We start from the raw sequence: 20,823 nt of genomic DNA on the forward strand, positions 1-20,823 counted from the left end.
ATCAAACCCTAAGAATTGAGTGGCGGCGCGAAGCGCCGCCACTCAATTCTTGGGGTTTATGTCCTAGTACAGCGACAGCTATAGTTTGAGTAGAGATACATTATTGAACATTATTCCGCCTAATAATCCATCGAATAATCCATTACCCCTTGTCTCCCGTCCCCATGGGTTAGCTCGATGGCTCCCGATTATCTCGGTATTAAGAAATTATCAACGTCCTTGGCTGATCCAAGATATTAACGCAGGATTGGTACTAACGGCAATCCTGATTCCCGCTGGAATGGGCTATGCGGAAGCCACGGGTTTACCCGCGATTTATGGGCTATATTCCACAATTTTGCCGCTCATAGCCTATGCCATTTTTGGCTCTAGTCGCATTTTGGTTTTAGGTCCTGACTCTGCGCTGATTCCAATTATTTCGGCAACGGCTCTTCCCCTAGCTAATGGCGATCCGCTCCATGCGATCGCGATCGCAGGAATGCTATCCATCCTTGCAGGCATCATCTGTGTTATTGCAGGAATAGCCAAATTTGGCTTTATTACAGAACTTCTCTCCAAACCCATCCGCTATGGATATCTGAATGGAATTGCCGTAACCGTTTGTATTAGCCAATTGCCCAAGATATTTGGCTTCTCAGTAGATGCTAATACCATTTGGGAAGAGATAATTGGGTTTGGAAGGGGAATTTATGATGGTCGAGCAAACTATATGGCTTTAGCGATCGGATTAGCCTGCGTGATCATAATTCTGACCTGCAAACGCTTTGCCCCGAAGATTTCAGGGGTATTGGTCGTGGTGGTGGGGACAACAGCAATTAGTTCGTTCTTTGATCTTTCCCATCGAGCGGGAATATCGGTCGTGGGTGCTTTGCCGCAGGGCTTACCTGCTTTTCAAATTCCTCACCTTCAACCTGTAGAATTCAAAACCATAGTCTCTAGCGCTGTCGCGATCGCCCTCATATCTTTTGCCGATATGAGCGTGTTGTCGCGGACTTTTGCCATTCGTGGCGGCTATAAAGTCGATCGCAATCAAGAGTTAATTGCCTTGGGGCTCGCTAATATTGCTTCGGGGTTATTTCAAGGCTTTGCTGTGAGTAGTAGTGCATCACGAACGCCTATTGCTGAAGCAGCAGGCTCCAAAACTCAGATTACAGGAGTAGTAAGCGCGATCGGTATCGCTATAGTTTTGTGTTTCACCCCACTCCTCTTACAAAACTTACCCCAAGCAACTCTAAGTGCGGTGGTATTTTCCGCAGGGCTGGGGATTTTGGAAATTGAGGGGACTTGGCGACTATATCAGCTACGTCGGTTTGAATTTGTTTTATCTGTGGTTTGTTTTACAGGGGTTGCCCTACTGGGAGTGATTCAAGGAATATTTGGCGCGGTGGTTTTAGCTTTGTTTGCTTTTGTTTGGAGTGCATGGCGACCCCATTATGCGGTGTTAGGGCGAGTGGATGGACTTAAGGGCTACCACGATATTTTGCGCCATCCCGAAGGAAGAAGAATTCCGGGACTCGTAATTTTTCGTTGGGATGCGCCCCTGTTTTTTGCCAATGCCGAAACCTTTTGCGAACAGGTGATACGCGCGATCGTAACTGCCCCAACGGCAACTAAGTGGGTAGTTGTAGCTGCTGAACCCGTGACCGATATCGACCTCACCGCTGCCGATGCGATCGCAGAACTTGAGAAAACCCTATGTAAGGCAGGCATAGATTTATGCTTTGCCGAGATGAAGGGTCCAACGAAGGATCGATTGAAACGTTACGGGCTATTCACCGAGTTGGGCAAAAATAACTTTTTCCCGACAATCGGACAAGCTGTAGATATTTACATACAAGTAAATAAGGTTGAATGGCACGACTGGCATAATTGAAATATCCGAAAATGAGAGTGGTAGCAAAGTGCTACCACTCTCATTTTCGGATTTGAGTTCTAACTAATATAGCTACAGTCACTTGAATTAGGACAAATCAAACCCCAAGAATTGAATGGCGGCGCGAAGCGCCGCCATTCAATTCTTGGGGTTTATGTCCTAGTACATTTGGCGATCGCTATACCAATTTATTGAGGTGTTGACTCACTTTTAAGAAAAACCCCAAAGATTAGGGACTTGCGAGAGAATAAGATACCAATCCAGATTTGCTAGAATCGGTGGCGCGGCTCCGCCGCGCCACCGATTCTGGTTTTATATTTGGTACTTCATTAAATCGCAAGTCCCTTAGTGGCGGCGCAAAGCGCCGCTACTAGTCTTTGTCCTTAGCAAACCCTACTTTGCTAAGGACAAGCAAGATTTAAGACTTGATGGCAATCCAATCTTTTTTGAGTAAGGTCACAAAGGTTGTAATGCCCTTAGAAAAACCTAGGGGATCTTGCATCGCATATTCGGGAAATTCTTCGTAATGTCGCCATTGTTCCGTAGCATTGTGGCGTAAATGCAAGACTCGTTCTCCATCTTCAAGCTTCCAAAGCATTTGACCGCCAGTGGGAATATTAGCCATAGTCTCCTCCAGTTGTGTTAACCAAAACTTGCAACATTGGCATGAGCTACCAGTTGTTCATGACAATTTGGGCGATCCCAATATTAAATTCTGTAAACACTGCTACTTTTAGTATAGCTATAAGTACCGAGTTGGTGTATAGGCATCTATTTCATATCCACCTATGTCTGTAGGCTGAAATATGCTAATTGAATGGCGGCGCTTCGCGCCGCCATTCAATTCTTGGGGTTTATCGCTATGCTTTTGGGCTTTTGCCGAACTGACGTTAAAATGATGGGGTATGGGAAGTATCAAAAGACATATCAAATCAACATAAGTTTTAACGTAGCGAGATTGAGGCGAAACCATGTCACTAAAAGCTGGCAAAGAGGCTTTATTGCGAAAGCATTATACCGAGGCGATCGCTATTTTGACCGAATATAGTCAAGAGAGTACCGACTTGACCTCTAAAGACTACATACAAGCGCAAATTTGGCTAGTTTCTGCCTACAAGAAAACAGGTCGTGCTGACAAAGCGATCGCCATTTGCGAACAATTAGAAGCTTATGCCGACCCACAGTTACAGAAATGGGCTCAAAAATCACTAACAACACTAAGAGCAGTCCTCGACGCACCTGCCGATAACCGTATCAAGCGTAATGAAGATGTCGCCTCTGTAATTAAGTCCGATCCTCGCCGCTATCGCAAAAAAGACGTTACCCTATCCCTGCCCTCTCGCTACATCTATTTTCTCATTGCCTCACTCATCCTGACGGTCTTAGCCTTTATCGGATTGCAATTTTTACTGGGTTATGTCATTTCTCTAGTTTTTACACCGATTTTTACCTTTGAATGGCTGATTGCTATCTCAGTGGTTTCTTTCATCTTTAGCATTTTGCTATTTTTCATGTCACCTTGGATTATTGACATTACCCAAAAGCAATACCATCGCATTCAATGGATTACCCTTGCGGATTTGGATGAAAAAAGCCCTGAAGCCGTAGAGATTATTGAGAACTTCTGTGAAAAGTACAATATTTTTGTGCCGCGATTGGGATGGATTGAAGATGACGCGCCCGTTGCTTTTATCTACGGGGTAATCTCCAATTCGACCAGAATTGTAGTCAGTCGTGGCTTATTTGAATGTCTAGATGATGACGAAATCGCAGCCGTCTACGCATATCAGCTAGGACGGATTCGGAATAAAAGTTTTGCAACTTTGACTTTCATTTCTGCTCCTGTACAAGTTCTCTATTTTATCTATGTGCTACTGAGCCGACGTAGTTACCAAGCCAAAAGTGCAAAGCAAATCTGGCAAGTCGCCGCCGCCATTGCCAATGTTCTCTATTCCCTCAGTAATTACCTGCTGATTTGGGTTTCCCATGCTAGTACCATTGTCAGCGATCGCTTTGCGTCTGAGGTGACGGGCAATCCCAACGCTCTCGCCCGCGCACTCCCCAAAATGGCAAGGCAAATGTTACCTTACAACCAGCCTGCCATCCCTACCAATCGCCTACTAGAATCAACAAGAACCCTAGGTGTTTGCGATCGCCAAACGATGACCGCCATCGGTTTAGCGATGGAAATTGCCCATGAAGGGCTATCCGAACAAGATCCCTATCGTGTATTTCTTTGGGAACTTTTTAATCCTTGGCGGCGATGGTTGGAGATTCATTCCACCCATCCTTTAGTAGGAAAACGCCTCAAGTTTTTAGCAGGATATTCCAAACAACTAGGGCTCTTAACTGAATATGATTTTGCAGAGCTATTAAAGGAAGAAAAGAAACTCAATAAGAAGCGCCTATATCAAAATTTTTGGCGAGATTTATTCATTCAAATTTCTCCCGTTGTCGGGGTCATAATTGCGATCGTGGCGGCTATGTTGCTATCGCGACTGTTTAACAGATGGTTATTACTCAGCTTTTTGATGATCGGTTTGGGACTAGGATTTATGCTCCAAGGTAGTTTGCGCTATCCAGATTTCCGACGGGTGGAGGATACGGATTTGGTGAGTTTATTAATCGATCCCTATGTGAGCTACGTCCAAGGCACTCCCGTACAAATTCCAGGAGAGTTGCTGGGCTATGGCACGGATGAATTTTATTTGGGTTATGCTATGCGTTTGGAAGATCAAGGCGGAGTCGCTTTTCTGAACTATATTCCCAACTTCCGTCAATGGATTATCGATCCTTCCATGACTATTAAAAATCTAGAAATGCTATGCGATCGCTCAGTAATTGCCACGGGATGGTTCCGACGCGGCAAATTCCCAATTATTGATTTATCGACATTGCAGCCCATTATGGAGGATCGCCCCAAGCAACGCGCATCTCTCACCAGCTACCACCAGTTTTGGAACAATATTTGTAGTTCTATTCTCGTGTTACTAGGTTTATCGCTTTTGCTCCTAACTTCGCGACTATTTTAATTAAGCCCATTAGTGGCTTAACTCACACAAATAGTCCCATAGTAGTTCCATATAGTTCCATATAATTCCATGTATATATTGCCATTGACTGCTTTCTCTCGGTACGTTTTTATAGGTGCGTTTTTATTAATCGTGAGTGGCGTGAGCGGCGTTACTATTGCCCATGCAGAGGGAACACCTGCCAGTCAAGAACCTGTTAAGCCGGAACCTGTTAAGCCAGCAAACGAGTACCCGCAGGAAGTGGTTAGGACTTTTATGAAAGGTTGCGGATTTACTAATAGTAAAGATTTTTGTACTTGCAGTTTAGATAAGTTGCGATCGCAATATACCTTCGCCGAATTCCTCAAAATCGATACGGCAGTTAGAGAAACTAAACAAGTCCCCAAAGAGGTAATCGATATTTTTCAATCCTGCCGCTCCAAGGTTAGTCAAAAATCAGCGAGGGACACAAACTTTGGCATTTACAGCGCATTGCGCTCAAATCCAAACCAAGGAAATTCTTAAAAGCGTTGCAAAGCAACGCTTTTAAGAATTTCCTTGTGGTTCTTTTGTATCGATAATTGCTGGAATTTAAGCAAGTAGTCCCAAAAATAATCCCAAAAATAATCCCAAAATAATCCAAACAAACAACATGGCAATTACAGAAGTTGTAGTTATTGGGGGTGGAGCGGCAGGATTTTTTAGTGCGATCCATGCGGCGCAGGCTGCCCATACTCAAGTTATTCTCCTCGAAGCAGGACGACAACCTTTAGCAAAGGTAAGAATCTCTGGCGGTGGTCGTTGCAATGTTACTCACCACTGCTTTGAGCCTTCGCAATTAGTGCAGAACTATCCCAGAGGTGGAAAAGCCTTAAGAGGAGCATTTTCGCGTTTTCAGCCCCTCGATGTGGTGCGATGGTTCAATGGAGAAGGAGTCAAGCTCAAAACTGAATCTGATGGCAGAATGTTTCCCATTACCGATGATTCGGAAACGATTGTGGAGGCACTCATGTTTGCCGCCAAAAAAGCTGGAGTTTTCCTGCACAATAACGTTTTAGTACAGAAGATCGAGCGATTCGGGAGCAGTAAATTTGAAGTCATCCTCAAGAATGGCGAACCTCTAGTTTGCGATCGCCTATTATTAGCCACTGGTAGCAGCCCCTCTGGTTACGCGATCGCGCGATCGTTAGGACATGAACTAGAGTCTCCCGTTCCTTCCCTCTTTACATTTAATATCAAAGATCCCAAATTACATGAATTAGCTGGAGTAAGCGTAAATCCCGCCCAAGTGAAACTTTTAATCCCTTCTTTAAGCACTGACAAGAAAAAATCCGTTCGCAATCTTGAACAATCGGGGGCTTTACTGATCACCCATTGGGGCGTGAGCGGTCCAGCCGTATTAAAATTATCAGCTTGGGCGGCAAGAGAGTTGCATGACTGTAAATATCAAGCAAAGTTAGCTATTAATTGGCTTCCCAACCTCAAAGCAGAAGAGGTAAAACAAATGCTCTTGAATGCGAAAACGGAACAGCCGAAAAAGTTTATTTCTAACTATTGTCCTGTTGATGTCTCTTTAAGACTATGGGAATATTTACTCGATAAAGCTGAAGTGGAATTGGAAAAGCGTTGGGCTGATATTTCCCATAAGTCCATTCAGCAAATTGTGAATGTACTAACAGCAAGCGAATATGCGATCGCAGGTAAAGGGGTCTTTAAGGAAGAGTTTGTTACCTGCGGTGGTATTCGCCTACAAGATGTCAATTTTCAGACTATGGAAAGTAAGATTTGCCAAGGCTTATTTTTTGCAGGAGAAATTCTCGATATTGATGGTGTGACGGGGGGCTTTAATTTTCAAAATGCTTGGACTACGGCTTGGATTGCAGCTCAAGGAATCATCGCTTAGGAGTTAGGGAAATGATTAATTCATTAGAAAATTTGATGGCAAATCTGACGGAAATTGTAGGGGCTTTAAAATTGCGATCGCATTTATCGATCCTCAATAATTGGCAAAGACAGAACGCAAAAGGAATTTGGGAAGATGTAGTAACTGTAAATTCCAAACAAAATAAACCAATGTTATCTTTTTTGCAAAGGGAAGAGAACATTCATTTAAGGCAGGTTTGGCAGGTTCCCGAAAACCATGCAGCAATACCCATAATGGGAGTAACTATCCGCCTCAGCTTGATTTGGTGGGCAGATATTTGCGAAATATGGATTAATGGTCATAAAGTCCAAGAAGGCGATTTGTTCGATCAGAAATGTCGAATTTTATTAACCGATGGGGCAAAACCAAACCATGAGTTTATTTTGGAAATAAAGATGAATAGTCCCCAACATGATATTGGGGCTTTACAACTTTCGGAATTGATTTTTGAATACCCCCATAAACCTTGCGATCCTGAACAGTTTGCCACTGAACTAGAGATTCTCCAAACCTATATTCCCATTTTTACTAAACAGAAAATTGATTTGCAGCCCCTAGAAATAGCAGCAAATAGATTAAAAGATTTGTTATTTGTCTCCGAGACGATTGACGATGATAATGCCAATGATATTTTTAATCATCATTTCGACGATAAATTCTTTGAGCAACTAGCAGATATTCGCAAACCGCTTTTACAGTACGGGGAATTTCTGAAACAACGCCAAATTTATATATTGGGTAATTCTCATATCGATGTGGCTTGGTTATGGGCGATCGCGGAAACTAAAAAGGCGATGCAACGCACGTTTACTTCAGCACTCAATTTGCAGGCGCATTATCCAGAAATGATCTTCAATCAGAGTACTGCCCTATCCTATCAATGGATGGAACAAGAATATCCCTCACTCTTTGCTCGCATTCAAACCGCTGTAACCGCAGGAAAATGGGAACTCATAGGCGGGATGTGGGTGGAACCAGATGGTAATTTGCCCAGTGGCGAATCGTTGATTCGGCAAATTCTCTACGGTCAGGAATACTTCCACAAGAAGTTTAATCGCACAGTCAAAATCGCTTGGTTACCTGACACCTTTGGCTTTCATTGGCAAATGCCCCAAATCCTATTAAAAAGTGGTTTTGAAGCATTTGTCACTCAAAAGTTATTATGGAACGATACCAACAAATTTCCACATCAAATCTTCTGGTGGGAGGGCGTAGATGGCAGTCGCATTTTTACTTACTTTAGTAATGAGATTGGTCAAGGATTAGAATCTGTAGCGATCGCTAAATATCTTGCTAATCAAGAAGTCAAGCATAATATACACGAAACGGTATGGCTTTATGGGGTAGGCGATCATGGGGGAGGACCAACGGCTGATATGCTTGATATGAGTCGAAAGTGGTCGGATGCACCCATCTTTTTTGAGATGCAGTCGGGAACTCTAGAAGGTTTCCTGTTAGGGCTGAAGGAAAAAAATGTAGATTTACCCATTTGGCAAGATGAGCTTTATCTAGAATTTCATCGGGGTACTTTCACGACTAAAGCCGAGCAGAAACGGCAAAATCGGCAAGTGGAAGTACTTTTAGGTAATGTTGAAAAATACAGAGTGATCGCCTGTTTGAGCGAAAATATTCCCTATCCCCAAGCCGAATTAGAATCAGCATGGCAGGGGCTGTTACTCAATCAATTTCATGACATTTTGCCAGGAACATCAATTCCCGAAGTTTTTGTCGATGCTGATCGCACTTGGGCGGAGGTCAGGGAAATCTGCGATCGCCTTCTGGATTCCCAAATCTCAGAAAGTGCTAATTTAAAGGCATGGAATTTCTTGAATTGGGAGCGATCGGAACTAATTAGAAAGCAAGATAATTCCCTCTGTTGGTTGGCTATCCCTAGTTTTGGTTTTGTGGAAGTTGATACCACGGGGCTTATCGAGACTGAAAATCCGTTAAGCCTTAACTCCGACAGTGAGAAAATTTATCTAGCAAATAAATACCTACAAGTGGAAATCTCGCGGAAAACTGGCGCGATCACTCAAATCTATGATCAGCGATCGCAGCAATCTATATTGCGATCGGCAAGTGATTTACAGTTTTTTGAAGACAAAGGACAATATTGGGATGCTTGGAATATCGATCCTGCTTATGAGAGTAAAAGCATGGAGACAGACACTCTGGAATCGATAGAAGTTATCGAAAATGGTAGTTTATGCATTTCATTACGAATCGTTCGTAAATTCCGTAGTTCCAAATTCCTCCAAGAAATCCAGTTAACCGCCTTTGAGTCCTTTATTACCGTAAAGAATCGGGTTGATTGGCAAGAGGAACAAACTTTAGTCAAGGTTGCCTTTCCCGTCCTGTGGCGATCGCCCCACGTCACCTACGAAATCCCTATGGGAACGATCGAGCGCAGCACCTTAGGAGAAACGGCTGAGGCTAAAGCCAAATGGGAAGTACCTGCTCAATATTGGGCGGATATTGCTAGCGAACAGGTGGGGCTAGCGGTTCTTAATGATTGCAAATATGGCTATGATGCAAAGCCAGACTGTTTGAGATTGACCTTGCTGCGTAGTCCAAACTGGCCATCGCCCAATAGCGATCGCGGGCTTCATGAATTTACCTATCGGTTAGTCCCCCATCAAGGCAGTTGGCGCGATGCCAAAATTGTTCGCCTCGCGCAAGAGTTAAATAATCCCATTGTTTTACACCATAAGGCTTTTCACAATGCCGTCTCCTCAAATGCCCCGATACAACAAAGCTTTTTACAAGTCGCTGCACCAAATATTGTTCTCTCAGCCTTTAAGCGATCGCAGGATCGTTCGGGCTGGATTATGCGTTTTTATGAAACCCACGGTCAGGTAACGGAAACGGATATGGAAATTCTATCTAATCTATTGCCCATCGAACATATTTGGGAATGCGATCTTATGGAAACCAAAGGTCAGCGTCTTTCTCCAGATGAAGGTAAGGCTAATTTCTGGAAAGTTGCATTTCAACCCTACGAAATCAAGACTCTATATATAACCGTTAGCAATTGTGAAATTCAAAAAATGGCAACGCCATTTTTTGAGTTGATATAATAGTTATTAGGAGAGCAAAAATTGTGCTAAGCGATCTAAATCTTCAAAGTGAGTATCGTAGCGATCTCTGTGATTTAGTTCAAGATTTCTACATTCCTTGTTTAGAGAATTCTATTCTCTATAGCCGAGCGGTGGGATTTTTTTCTAGTACCTCAATGGCAACAATGGCAAAAGGTTTGATGTCATTGTTGCATTCTGGCGGTATGATGCGCTTGATCGCCTCACCATGTCTATCAGAACAAGATGCTGAGGCAATCGCTTTAGGTCTGAAACAAAGGGAAGAAGTAATTACTCAAAGCATTCTAAGAGAACTAGATCGAGAATTTGAAGAAGTTCTCCAAGATCGTCTGGCTTGTCTAGCGTGGCTTGTAAGCAAAAACATATTAGAAATTAAGCTAGCGGTTTGCAAGGACATTCGCAATCATCAGGGCATCTATCATGAGAAATTAGGGATTTTCTCTGATGAAGTAGGAAATCTTGTTGCCTTTACAGGTTCAGCTAATGAGAGTTCTAGCGCCTTGATCGACAATTTTGAATGTATTGATGTGTTTTGCTCTTGGGAGTCGGGTGTGAGAGAACGGACGCTCAGTAAGGCGGAAAACTTTCGACGGTTATGGGAAAATCAAACTCCACTGCTGGATATTCTTGATTTTCCTGAAGCAGCTAAGCGATCGCTATTACGTTTGCGTCCTGACAAATTTTCTATGGATAAAATTACCAAAAGAACTGCGGTAATGTCCGAAACCAGACAAGAATACCAGTCCATAACCATAAATCGAGATCTTGGTATGCCAGTATTACCTTCTAATCTAGAACTGCGGGAATATCAAAAACAGGCGATCGCCAATTGGTTTAAAAATAATGGGCGCGGCACGTTGAAAATGGCAACGGGAAGCGGGAAGACGATTACGGCGCTGGCAATCGCTACTGAACTTTATCAAAAGATTGGTTTGCAGGTTTTACTGATCGTTTGTCCCTATCGACATCTGGTAATCCAATGGTCAAGGGAATGTCAAAAGTTTGGGCTGGACCCAATCCTAGCTTTTGAAAATGTTCATAACTGGCAAGATCGTTTATCCAACCAACTTTATAACGTGCGATCGGGAAATCAGAAATTTTTGACCATAATCACTACAAATGCGACATTGATTGGTCAAGGATTACAGTCGCAGTTGCGATATTGTCCTGAGAAAACTTTAATTATTGGAGACGAGGCTCATAACTTAGGTGCAAAACGTTTAGTGGAGAGTTTGCCGCGTAATGTGGGACTAAGGTTAGCTTTATCAGCAACTCCAGAACGCTATTTTGATGAGGATGGAACAGAAGCCATATTTGCGTATTTTGGTGCCGTCATTCAGCCAGAATTTACGCTGGCGGATGCCATCAAAGCAGGAGCGCTCGTGAATTATCTCTACTATCCTATTTTGGTAGAACTGACGGATTCTGAGACTGAGAAATATGCTGACCTGACGAAAAAGATTGGTCGGGCGATCGCTTTTGATGGCGATCGCAATGATAACGAGATGGTAGCGGCTTTATTAATGCAACGGGCGAGGCTACTGGGATCTGCTGCTAACAAGCTAGTCGCTTTACGAGAATTGATGCAACAACGTCTGGATACAACCCATACCTTGATTTATTGTGGTGATGGCTCGGTCGAGGATGAGGTGACAACTGAGAGTAATCGCCAACTAGATGCGGTGGCACATTTATTAGGCTCAGAATTGGGGTATCGCGTAAACACCTATACAGCCGAGACATCTCTGGATGAGCGCGAAAATTTGAGGTTGTGGTTTGAAACTGGTGAATTGCAGGGTCTGGTGGCGATTCGCTGTTTAGATGAAGGTGTCGATATTCCCGCCATCCAAACGGCAATTATGCTAGCGAGCAGTAGTAATCCCCGTCAATTTATTCAGCGTCGGGGTAGGATTTTGCGATCGCACCCTGACAAAAAGCGGGCTACTTTATTTGACATGATTGTATTGCCGCCTGATTTGGGGCGTGAGACTTTGGATGTGGAGCGAAATTTACTCAGAAAGGAGCTACTTCGTTTTATCGAATTTGCCAATCTAGCGGATAACGGTGGGGAGGCAAGGCTAAAATTACTGGACTTGCAGCAGCGCTATGGGTTAATGGATTTATAGCTTGGACATAGAATTCAAAATATGAGTGACGGCGCGAAGCGCCGTCACTCATATTTTGAATTCTATGTTGACGCTTTGCGCTGCTACTATCTAGGGCTTATACCAAGTTAAGAAATGGCGTAGCCATTTCTTAACTTGCAACCCCTTACTAGGTTTAGTTTTTAATTCACAAAAGTGTTGTCACACTTTCGTGAATTGAGCTTAAAGAAAAAATCAGAGATCTGGCGAATCTAAGAGATATTTAAGATAAAATCAATAAACGTATGGGGTGATAGTCCATGAGCAAAATCCAAAGTCTAAGTAACATCGACGAGCCATTTAAAAACGCTCCACCTGAAATTCAGCGAATTGTTACTCAAGTCATCAAAATAGAAAAAGATCGGCTCGATAAGAATGAATTGGGGCGGATCAATGAAGATATTCTCAAAATTGTTAAGGAAGCTGTGCAATGAAGCTGATCTCTATCAAGCTATTTAATTTTCGCTGTTTTTATCTACAAACGCCTGAGATCGTATTGGCAAAACTGGACGATCGCAATATTACGATCTTGCATGGCAACAATGGCACTGGCAAGACCTCTTTACTCAATGCTTTTACTTGGGTACTATACGAAAAGTTTACCTCAGCCTTTGGCGATCCAGAGCAGCTTGTCAATCGTCAAGCGATCGCCGAATCACAATTAAATCAGCCAGTAGAATGCTGGGCTGAGGTTTTATTTGAACATGATGGGAAGCGCTATCGAGTGAAGCGGCTAACCCGTGCCTATAAACTCGTTAATAATAGCGATAAAAATATTCAATACAACAAAAGTGAGTTGTTTTTACAGGTGGCGGGGGATGATGGGAAATGGGTTATTCAAAATCATCCTGAAGCGGTGATCAATGGTATTTTACCGAAGAGTTTGCATCAATACTTCTTTTTTGATGGTGAGCGGATCGAGCAGATTGTGCGATCAGATAACCGCAATGAGGTTGCGGAAGCAACCAAAAAACTTTTGGGGGTGCAGGTTTTAGACAATGCGATTAAACATCTTAAGGAAGCTAGAAAATCCCTTGAGGATGAACTTAAGAGCATTGGTGATGCCCAAACTAAAACCTTGATTTCTCAAAAACAAAAGATCGAGAGTGATAGTACTGAATGTGAATTGAGAATTAAAGAAATTGAGCAGGAAGTTGAAGCTCAAAATCAACTAAAAGCATCTTGCAATCAACGCTTGACAGAATTAGGGGGTATTGATGAAATCCAAAAACGGCGTGAGAATCTTGAGTTGCAAGAACAAGAAACCCGTAGTAGTTTGCGGAGTTTAAAAAATGAACTTAAGGAGGCGATTTCTAAGCAGGGTTATAGTGTCTTCTTGCCTCAGGCGATCGCTGATTTTCGGGAACTGGTTGGTGGACTCCACGAGCGCGGTGAGCTGCCTGCGGATATTAAACAGACCTTTGTAATCGATCTATTGGAAAGACGCAAATGTATCTGCGGTGCGGCTTTGCATGATGGTTCTCCCAATTACGAACAAGTCAGGGCTTGGCTAGAAAAAGCTGGGTTAGCAGATGTAGAAACTGCAACCTTGAAATTAGAAGGTTTTGTTGATGAGGTGGAGAAACAAGCCGCAGATTTTTGGCAGAGCATTGATGCGAAGCAAGCAAGTATCAGTCATATTAAAACCACTCTTTCGCGCCTTGAATTAGACTTAGAATCAATCAGCGAACAGCTACGCAAGAGCCCAGTTGAGGATATTCGACAGATGCAATCTCGTCTTGATGAGATCGATCGCAAGGTGGAGGACTTAAATTTAGAGAGGGGTCGTAAGCTTCAGAAATGGACGGATTATCAAGGACAAATCGAAGTTCTTCAAAAGCAAATTAAGAGCAGTAAGCAAAATGAAGATAAACAAAAGCTTGCCCAAAAACGTATTGATGCGGCGCAACAGGCGATCGATTTACTGATTGAGTTAAAAACTAATCGCAATGAGCTATTTCGCAAGCAGTTAGAATCTCGAATTTGTGAGATCTTTAGCCAGATCTCGTTCAAAGCACAAACACCGAGGTTGAGTGAAAAGTATGAGTTGAGTTTAGTAGAAACTGTGGCTGGTCAAGAGGTGCAGTCGGGTGCTTCGACAGGCGAGAATCAAATACTCAGTTTATCTTTTATCGGGAGCATCATCGATCGCGTGAGGGAATGGAGCAAGTCTGGTTTGGTGATGGGACCTGATAGCAGTACTTTCCCGATTGTGATGGATTCCCCCTTTGGCAGTCTGGATGAAATTTATCGTCGGCAGGTGGCAAGATTGATTCCCCAGTTGGCAAATCAGCTTGTGGTGATGGTTTCTAAAACCCAGTGGAGGGTTGAAGTTGCCGAAGAAATGACTCCTCGTGTGGGTAAAGAATATGTGTTTGTTTTTAATTCCAATAAACCTGATACGCAAACCGATGACATCGTTCTCTATGGCAAGAGCTATCCGTTAGTGCGAAAGAGTGCCTATGATTATGAATATACCCAAGTCTTGGAGGTGAATCATGGTTAATACAGCTACTACAGTTCCTAAAGCAGAGATTGTCAGCGATCGCTGGGTTAAGGCAACGTGGGACGAGTTTTTAGCGATTGCAGACGATCCTAAGTTGGAGACAGGTAGATTTTATTATGACAATCATAAAATGAGGATTGAGATGTCACCAGTTGGACCAATACATGCCCATGAAAACTCCATTGTTTCTAATGTGGTTCGGCTCTTTGCGACGATTAGAAATATTCAGATCTATGAATATACAAATTGTAGTTTTAGAAAAAAAGGCGAGAGTGAATGTCAGCCAGATATTGCCTTTTATCTAGGGGCTGACTTGAAGTTGCCGCCTCGCAATAATGCACCTGTGGATCTCAATAAGTTTGATTTGCCAACTCTGATTGTGGAAATCTCTTCAACAACGCTGCAAGATGATTTGGGATATAAGCGCTTATTGTATGAGCGTTTAGGGGTTAGGGAATATTGGGTGGTGAATGCTCAAACTTCTGAGGTGTTTGCTTTTACGATCGCTGATGGACGTAGTGGCATAGTTGCGCGATCGCAGGTTTTAGAAGGTTTGGAAGTTATCACGGTACAAGAGGCACTTAAACGTAGTCAAACTGAAGATGATGGCGCGATCGCTAGATGGCTATTGCAAACTTTTAAGATTTAAATCCGTTCTGCTAACAATGGTGGCAGAACGGATTTAAATCTTAAAAAAGTAAAGACAATTCAAATATTTCTATGATCATTATTCGAGAGCCTACTAATCCAGAAAAACTCAAAGAAATGGCAGAACCATTTTTTGGCTTACGAATTAAGCTAGCGGTTGATGTGGCAAGAGAGATTTTAGCTGGTGGTGGTGAGCTTCATTTTGATTGCGAACAGTTATTACTCGATGATAGTAGCAAGCAGGAAAATATTTGGGGTGCAGATTGGTATCCAATAACTAAGGAGGTTGGGTTTGAGTCAATTATTAATATTCGTCCTCGTCAGCAAAATGTCACAATGGAAGTTAGGAATTTGCAATTGAAGTCAAGAATTGAAAAAATTGTTCGTTATCTTTTGGAGGTGGTGTAATGGAACGTCATAGTCTTTACGAAAGATTTAAGACCTTGAGTTGGCAGCAACAGTTGGGTAATATTGCTTCAACACTATCTAATATCTCTCGTTATGCGGGTTCACCTGCTTATGATGAATTGACTAAGCTTTCTTTGCGTGAGGCGGCTTTGGCAATTGATTGGTGTGCGCCGAATGTTCCCCAAGAGTTTTTGATTGATTTGGCGACTATGCATAGGGAGTTATTGGCTTGGTGGCAAGCTTTTCCTGTGGAGACACGATCGCTTTTAGCTTTGTATACTCTTCATCAGTGCGATCGCTTGTTGATGATGGCTGGTTTGATGGTGACTGAAGTTAATGAATCGATCGCTTGTGTGTAAGATGTCTTTAGATTGGGTATTGAGGAATAAGTAAGCATGGCTGATGCAAGGGTAAAGATCGCAAAGGATAAGGCGGAATTAGTAAAGTCTTTAAAGGCTGAGGGAGCGGATGATACAACTAAGCCGTTTCAGACTTATGCGGATGTTTTGGTGTTTGCGGCGGCTTTGGGGGCAAAGCGCGATCGCCGTGAGCCTTTTGGCGAGTTCTCGAAAAAAGACCCAGATCCAATCCCCTATGATGTTTTTAGAAAATATGATAAAGTAGTGAAACTTTTGGCTGTAGTTGCAACTAAAAACCCTAGGGTTCTTGCTGACAATGAGGAGGCTGAGGAGTCACGGATCAAGATTTTTGAGGAGTATGCTAATGCAGGGCTAGAAATAATTGACAGTGAAATTAAAGGATCAGTTGATCATTTAGAGCGTATTTTGCTGTTTCTAAGTTCTGAAAGGGATGAAATGGCTAATAAAAATGGTGATTTTGACTTAAGCAATTTATTAGTGTTGTAAGTAGTATGTCAGAGCAAAACTCTTTAAGTGTAAATGCTTCGCCAACAAAAGAGCTTTTTATATCCATGCTAACCAAAGATTTGGTTTTGATTGATGCGATAGCAGATCTTGTCGATAACTGTGTTGATGGGGCAAAAAGACTAAGACATTCTGAAGATTACACAGGTTTATTTGTTCATCTAGAAGTTACATCAGAGCAATTTAGAATTGTTGATAATTGCGGAGGTATAGATGTTACAACTGCTAGAGAACATGCGTTTTGTTTTGGTAGACCATCAGGAATGGTTACTACAAATCATTCAATTGGAAACTTCGGGGTAGGCATGAAAAGAGCATTATTTAAGTTAGGAAAGTTCTTCTCAATTGAGTCATGTACGCAAAACTCTAGATTTAGCCTAGAGCAGAATATAGAAGCTTGGGCAGTTATTAAGGAATGGAATTTTCGTTTTAACAATGTTGAAGAAAATGTACAGGTTAATGAAACAGATATCGGGACTCGGATCACAGTCTCTGATCTATATCCAGGTGTGTCAAGTGAATTGGGGCTAGAAACTTTTATTTCAAGGCTTAAAATTAAACTTCAGTCAATTCATCAAATCACTATGGAAAAAGGTTTTCTAATTAAACTGAATAATATACAGTTAGATTGTTCACCACCTTGTCTAGCATCTTCAGATACTATTTCACCCTCTTATAAAGAGAAGGAAATTGTTAATGAACATGAACAAAAGGTTAATGTTAGAATGTATGCTGGATTATCTATACGAGATCCTTCAAAAGCTGGCTGGAGTATTTATTGCAATGACAGATTAATTCTTGAAGCCGACAAAAGTTTGATCACTGGTTGGGGAAAAGAAGCTGATAATCCAGATTATCATAATACCTATGCAAGATTTAGAGGTTTTGTTTTTTTTGATTCTATCAAATCAGATCTTTTGCCTTGGAATACTACAAAAAATAATATCGATGCTGAACTTCCTTTGTTTAGAGAAATTCGTGACGATATGATTTTGGAAATGAAGCCAGTAATGGGATTTTTGAAGAAAGTTGCAAAGGAAAAAAGATATCAAGAGAATAATGATCCAACTCCTCTAGAAATAATCATTAACAGTGCAGATTTTCTGCCCTTAAAGCATTTTACAAAAGAACAATCTTTTATTTATCCATCTGAAACTCAAACAGAACAAACTTCTCCTGCTATGAGTACAATTAAGTATCAAATGCCTCTAGAAGATGTTAAACAAGTTAAAGAGGTTCTAAAGGTTAAAACAGCTAAAGAGGTTGGAGAAAAAACTTTTGAATATTTCATGAGAATGGAGTGTAATGATTAATGACTCGTAGTTATCAAAAGATAAATTATTCAATTAGACCTGCTAAAAATATTGAAAGAAAGATGATTTGTGATGCTCTTCGCAAATTGACAGAATTTCGTCTTTTAGAAACATATCGTTACATAGGGTTTGGCTCACTATATTTTTCTGACTTTATGCTTTTCCATAAGGCTCTAAATATTAAAGTGATGGTAAGTATTGAAAATGAAGAAAATCCAGATCGCAAAAAAAGATTTCTTCTCAATCGTCCTTTTGGATGTATAGATATGCAATTTGGACACTCAAACGAAATATTACCCAGATTAGACTGGAACGATAATACAATTACGTGGCTAGATTATGATGGTAGCCTCAACGAAAGTGTTTTAGAGGATATAAAAACAATTTGTAAAAAGGTAACATCTGGAAGTATTCTCCTAATATCAGTTAATGCACATCCAGGAGTAGAAAAGGAGGAAAATGGAGAAGATAGGCTAGACAGACTAAAAAAAGCTGTCGGAGAAGAAAAAGTGCCAATAGATGTTTTCAACAATCATCTTCCAGGATGGGGGACAGCAGCAGTATTACGTAGAATTATAGATAATGAAATAAAAGAAGCATTGGCTAATCGTAATGGTGTTTTACGAGAAGGTTCTAAGATCCAATATAAACAACTCTTTAATTTTCATTATAAAGATGGGGCTAACATGTTGACTGTTGGGGGCATATTTTTTGATCAAGGAACGCAGCATAAAGTAAGCGGGTGTGGATTTGATAGTTTACCATTTGTTAAAATTGGAGATCAGCCATTTAAGATTGAAGTCCCATCTTTAACTTATCGGGAGTTAAGAATGCTTGATAATCATCTTCCTTTGGAAAATGAACTCCCAAAACTTGATGGTATTCCAGAAAGTGATATTAAAACTTACTCAGAAGTGTATAGGTATTTTCCAAACTTTGCTGAAGCTGAATTATAAGGCTTCCAAAACTTACAAAAAGTATAGCTATGTCTGCTAAGTTAACAACTAAAGTAGATTTAAAATCTTAATTTTAAGCAACTCCATAATCTGTATATGGACGCTTATATGGCGGTTGTAAACCCAACACAATATCTTGCCTTTCCACACCCATAGCAATTAACTCCTCCGCAGGATTTTGATCCGTCAAATTCTGTTGCAGCCAAATCTTGCCATCCTTAATATCAAAATGCATAACACATCGATATACACGATTTAACTCTTGCCAGCCAATATTGAGCCACTGATAATGATCCCTTTCCACATCAAAAATCAGTTGCACCTCAACCTCATCATCTGACACATCACCACTCACATACCGAGACAATAAACTTTGAACATATTCCCGATACTTACTCACTTTATCCATTTCACAATCTCCTCATTTACAAAATTAGGTTGGCTTAGCTCCTTGCTATATATTGAAAGAGTATATGCCCTGTTAAATAGCTAACATGATGAAGAAATGGTTTAATACCGCAGGTCCCTGCCAAGCTGACATTCACTATATGCTGCCAGCAAGCGATCGCCTGCCCGAATTAGTTGATCTAATCGATCAGCGAAATTACTTCGTCATCCATGCCCCAAGACAAACAGGCAAAACTACAGCCATGATGTCATTAGCACAAGAGCTAACCGCCAGTGGTCAATATACATCGGTGATGCTATCTCTTGAAGTTGGTGCAGTATTTTCAGAAGATGTAGGAGCAGCCGAACTCGCTATTTTAGACGAATGGAAGCAATCGATACGGTTTCGCTTGCCTAGAGAATTACAACCGCAGCAATGGTTAGAAGCAGACGCAGGTGCAAGAATTGGCATAAACCTAAGCAACTGGGCAGAACAATCATCTCGCCCATTAGTTGTCTTTTTAGATGAAATTGATGCTTTGAGCAATGAAACATTAATTTCTGTATTAAGGCAATTAAGATCGGGTTTCCCAAATCGTCCGCAGGGCTTTCCCCAATCAGTTGCCCTAGTGGGAATGCGTGATGTACGAGATTATAAATATGCATCAGGAGGAAGCGATCGCCTAAATACATCTAGTCCTTTTAATATCAAAGTGCGTTCCTTCACACTTAGTAATTTTAGCCGTGAAGAAGTGAGAAATCTCTATCAACAACATACAGCAGCCACAGGACAAATATTTACAGAAGATGCTGTAAATTTAGCATTTCACTTAACACAGGGACAGCCTTGGCTCGTCAATGCGATCGCTAAAGAAATCACCGAATACATCGCCAAAGATCCCGCAATTCCAATTACGGTTGATTTAGTCAACCAAGCTAAAGAAATTCTCATTCAAAGACAGGATACTCACTTAGATAGTCTTGCGGAAAGATTGCGAGATGAACGGGTGAAAGCAATTATCCAGCCAATTTTAGCGGGTCAAGAATTGCCAGATGTACCACAGGATGATGTTCGCTATGTTTTGGATTTGGGCTTATGTAGCAATGAGAATGGATTAGCGATCGCTAATCCCATTTATCAAGAGGTACTGCCCAGAGTGCTTGCCTATGTGACATCTGCTTCAATGGGATACATTCAACCAATTTGGCTAAGTGAACAGGGGGAATTTCTACCTGAACGCTTGTTAGAGGCATTTCTAGAATTTTGGCGACAGCATGGAGAACCATTGTTTAAAAGCACTCCCTATCCAGAGATTGCGCCCCATTTAGTGATGATGGCATTTTTGCATCGGGTAGTCAATGGGAAGGGAACCTTGGAACGGGAATATGCGATCGGTTCGGGAAGGATGGATTTATGTTTGCGCTATGGCAAGGTGAATTTGGGAATGGAGCTAAAAGTATGGCGAGATCGCAAACCAGACCCACTCAATCAAGGCTTAAAACAATTGGATAAATATCTATCGGGCTTGAATTTAGATACGGGCTGGTTAGTGATATTTGATCGCCGTGAGCAGTTGACAATGCTTAGAGATCGGACAACGACTGAGATGGCGATCAGTCCCGCAGGACGAAATATTACCGTGATTCGGGGATAAATGCTTTGCTAAATATGGG

At 41.7% G+C, this 20,823-nt stretch carries 18 protein-coding genes; 15 read left to right on the forward strand and 3 right to left on the reverse strand.

The window, feature by feature from the left end:
* The first annotated feature begins 103 nt into the window (after positions 1-103).
* Entirely contained in the window at positions 104-1,873 is a 1,770-nt protein-coding gene (locus PseudUWO310_RS14550) for a SulP family inorganic anion transporter (RefSeq protein WP_223805675.1), read from the forward strand.
* 418 nt (positions 1,874-2,291) lie between these two features.
* Here the strand turns inward: PseudUWO310_RS14550 and PseudUWO310_RS14555 are convergent, their stop codons facing one another.
* Together PseudUWO310_RS14555 and PseudUWO310_RS22975 are read right to left on the reverse strand one after the other, a co-directional pair.
* Positions 2,292-2,498: a hypothetical protein gene (locus tag PseudUWO310_RS14555; RefSeq protein ID WP_009628793.1), complete on the reverse strand. Its 207-nt coding sequence runs from the start codon at positions 2,496-2,498 to the stop codon at positions 2,292-2,294.
* A gap of 117 nt (positions 2,499-2,615) precedes the next feature.
* A complete protein-coding gene (locus PseudUWO310_RS22975; RefSeq protein WP_223805676.1) occupies positions 2,616-2,846 on the reverse strand; it encodes a hypothetical protein in 231 nt (76 codons plus the stop codon).
* Here PseudUWO310_RS22975 and PseudUWO310_RS14560 point away from each other — a divergent pair.
* The 13 genes from PseudUWO310_RS14560 to PseudUWO310_RS14615 all read left to right on the forward strand — a co-directional run bounded on the left by PseudUWO310_RS14560 (position 2,845) and on the right by PseudUWO310_RS14615 (position 18,762).
* Positions 2,845-4,905 carry a M48 family metalloprotease gene (locus tag PseudUWO310_RS14560; protein ID WP_142602477.1) on the forward strand — a complete coding sequence of 687 codons (2,061 nt, stop codon included), beginning with the start codon at positions 2,845-2,847 and terminating at the stop codon, positions 4,903-4,905. The two genes, PseudUWO310_RS22975 and PseudUWO310_RS14560, sit on opposite strands and share 2 nt — an antisense overlap.
* Positions 4,906-4,974: 69 nt before the next feature.
* Positions 4,975-5,409: a hypothetical protein gene (locus tag PseudUWO310_RS14565; RefSeq protein WP_190316036.1), complete on the forward strand. Its 435-nt coding sequence runs from the start codon at positions 4,975-4,977 to the stop codon at positions 5,407-5,409.
* 127 nt (positions 5,410-5,536) lie between these two features.
* Positions 5,537-6,787 carry an NAD(P)/FAD-dependent oxidoreductase gene (locus tag PseudUWO310_RS14570; protein ID WP_190316037.1) on the forward strand — a complete coding sequence of 417 codons (1,251 nt, stop codon included), beginning with the start codon at positions 5,537-5,539 and terminating at the stop codon, positions 6,785-6,787.
* 11 nt (positions 6,788-6,798) lie between these two features.
* On the forward strand, positions 6,799-9,885 hold the full coding sequence (locus PseudUWO310_RS14575; RefSeq protein ID WP_142602482.1) for an alpha-mannosidase: 3,087 nt from the start codon (positions 6,799-6,801) through the stop codon (positions 9,883-9,885).
* Positions 9,886-10,673: 788 nt separating this feature from the next.
* Positions 10,674-12,029: a DNA phosphorothioation system restriction enzyme gene (locus PseudUWO310_RS23960; RefSeq protein WP_411729039.1), complete on the forward strand. Its 1,356-nt coding sequence runs from the start codon at positions 10,674-10,676 to the stop codon at positions 12,027-12,029.
* A 278-nt stretch (positions 12,030-12,307) separates the two neighbouring features.
* A complete protein-coding gene (locus PseudUWO310_RS22980) occupies positions 12,308-12,481 on the forward strand; it encodes a hypothetical protein (RefSeq protein WP_009627112.1) in 174 nt (57 codons plus the stop codon).
* Positions 12,478-14,553, forward strand: coding sequence for an AAA family ATPase (locus tag PseudUWO310_RS14585; protein WP_142602484.1), 2,076 nt, complete (start codon positions 12,478-12,480; stop codon positions 14,551-14,553). Before PseudUWO310_RS22980 ends, PseudUWO310_RS14585 begins: the two co-directional genes overlap by 4 nt.
* Positions 14,546-15,202 carry a Uma2 family endonuclease gene (locus PseudUWO310_RS14590; RefSeq protein ID WP_142602486.1) on the forward strand — a complete coding sequence of 219 codons (657 nt, stop codon included), beginning with the start codon at positions 14,546-14,548 and terminating at the stop codon, positions 15,200-15,202. Before PseudUWO310_RS14585 ends, PseudUWO310_RS14590 begins: the two co-directional genes overlap by 8 nt.
* Before the next feature lie 71 nt (positions 15,203-15,273).
* Entirely contained in the window at positions 15,274-15,609 is a 336-nt protein-coding gene (locus PseudUWO310_RS14595) for a DUF5674 family protein (protein WP_142602489.1), read from the forward strand.
* On the forward strand, positions 15,609-15,968 hold the full coding sequence (locus PseudUWO310_RS14600; RefSeq protein WP_055077519.1) for a hypothetical protein: 360 nt from the start codon (positions 15,609-15,611) through the stop codon (positions 15,966-15,968). The genes PseudUWO310_RS14595 and PseudUWO310_RS14600 overlap by 1 nt, the downstream gene beginning before the upstream one ends.
* A gap of 36 nt (positions 15,969-16,004) precedes the next feature.
* Entirely contained in the window at positions 16,005-16,475 is a 471-nt protein-coding gene (locus PseudUWO310_RS14605; RefSeq protein WP_142602491.1) for a DNA phosphorothioation-associated protein 4, read from the forward strand.
* Positions 16,476-16,480: 5 nt separating this feature from the next.
* Positions 16,481-17,806 carry an ATP-binding protein gene (locus PseudUWO310_RS14610; RefSeq protein ID WP_142602493.1) on the forward strand — a complete coding sequence of 442 codons (1,326 nt, stop codon included), beginning with the start codon at positions 16,481-16,483 and terminating at the stop codon, positions 17,804-17,806.
* Complete coding sequence (locus PseudUWO310_RS14615; RefSeq protein WP_142602495.1) at positions 17,806-18,762, forward strand: O-methyltransferase; 957 nt, start codon at positions 17,806-17,808, stop codon at positions 18,760-18,762. Before PseudUWO310_RS14610 ends, PseudUWO310_RS14615 begins: the two co-directional genes overlap by 1 nt.
* 73 nt (positions 18,763-18,835) lie before the next feature.
* Here PseudUWO310_RS14615 and PseudUWO310_RS14620 read toward each other — a convergent pair whose 3' ends face one another.
* On the reverse strand, positions 18,836-19,171 hold the full coding sequence (locus tag PseudUWO310_RS14620; RefSeq protein WP_142602497.1) for a XisI protein: 336 nt from the start codon (positions 19,169-19,171) through the stop codon (positions 18,836-18,838).
* An 88-nt stretch (positions 19,172-19,259) separates the two neighbouring features.
* Here PseudUWO310_RS14620 and PseudUWO310_RS14625 point away from each other — a divergent pair, with 88 nt between their 5' ends.
* The gene (locus tag PseudUWO310_RS14625; protein ID WP_142602524.1) at positions 19,260-20,804 is read left to right on the forward strand and encodes an AAA-like domain-containing protein; all 1,545 of its coding nucleotides are present in this window, start codon (positions 19,260-19,262) and stop codon (positions 20,802-20,804) included.
* The last annotated feature ends 19 nt before the right edge of the window (positions 20,805-20,823 follow it).

The organism is Pseudanabaena sp. UWO310 (assembly GCF_006861605.1).
GTDB lineage: Bacteria > Cyanobacteriota > Cyanobacteriia > Pseudanabaenales > Pseudanabaenaceae > Pseudanabaena.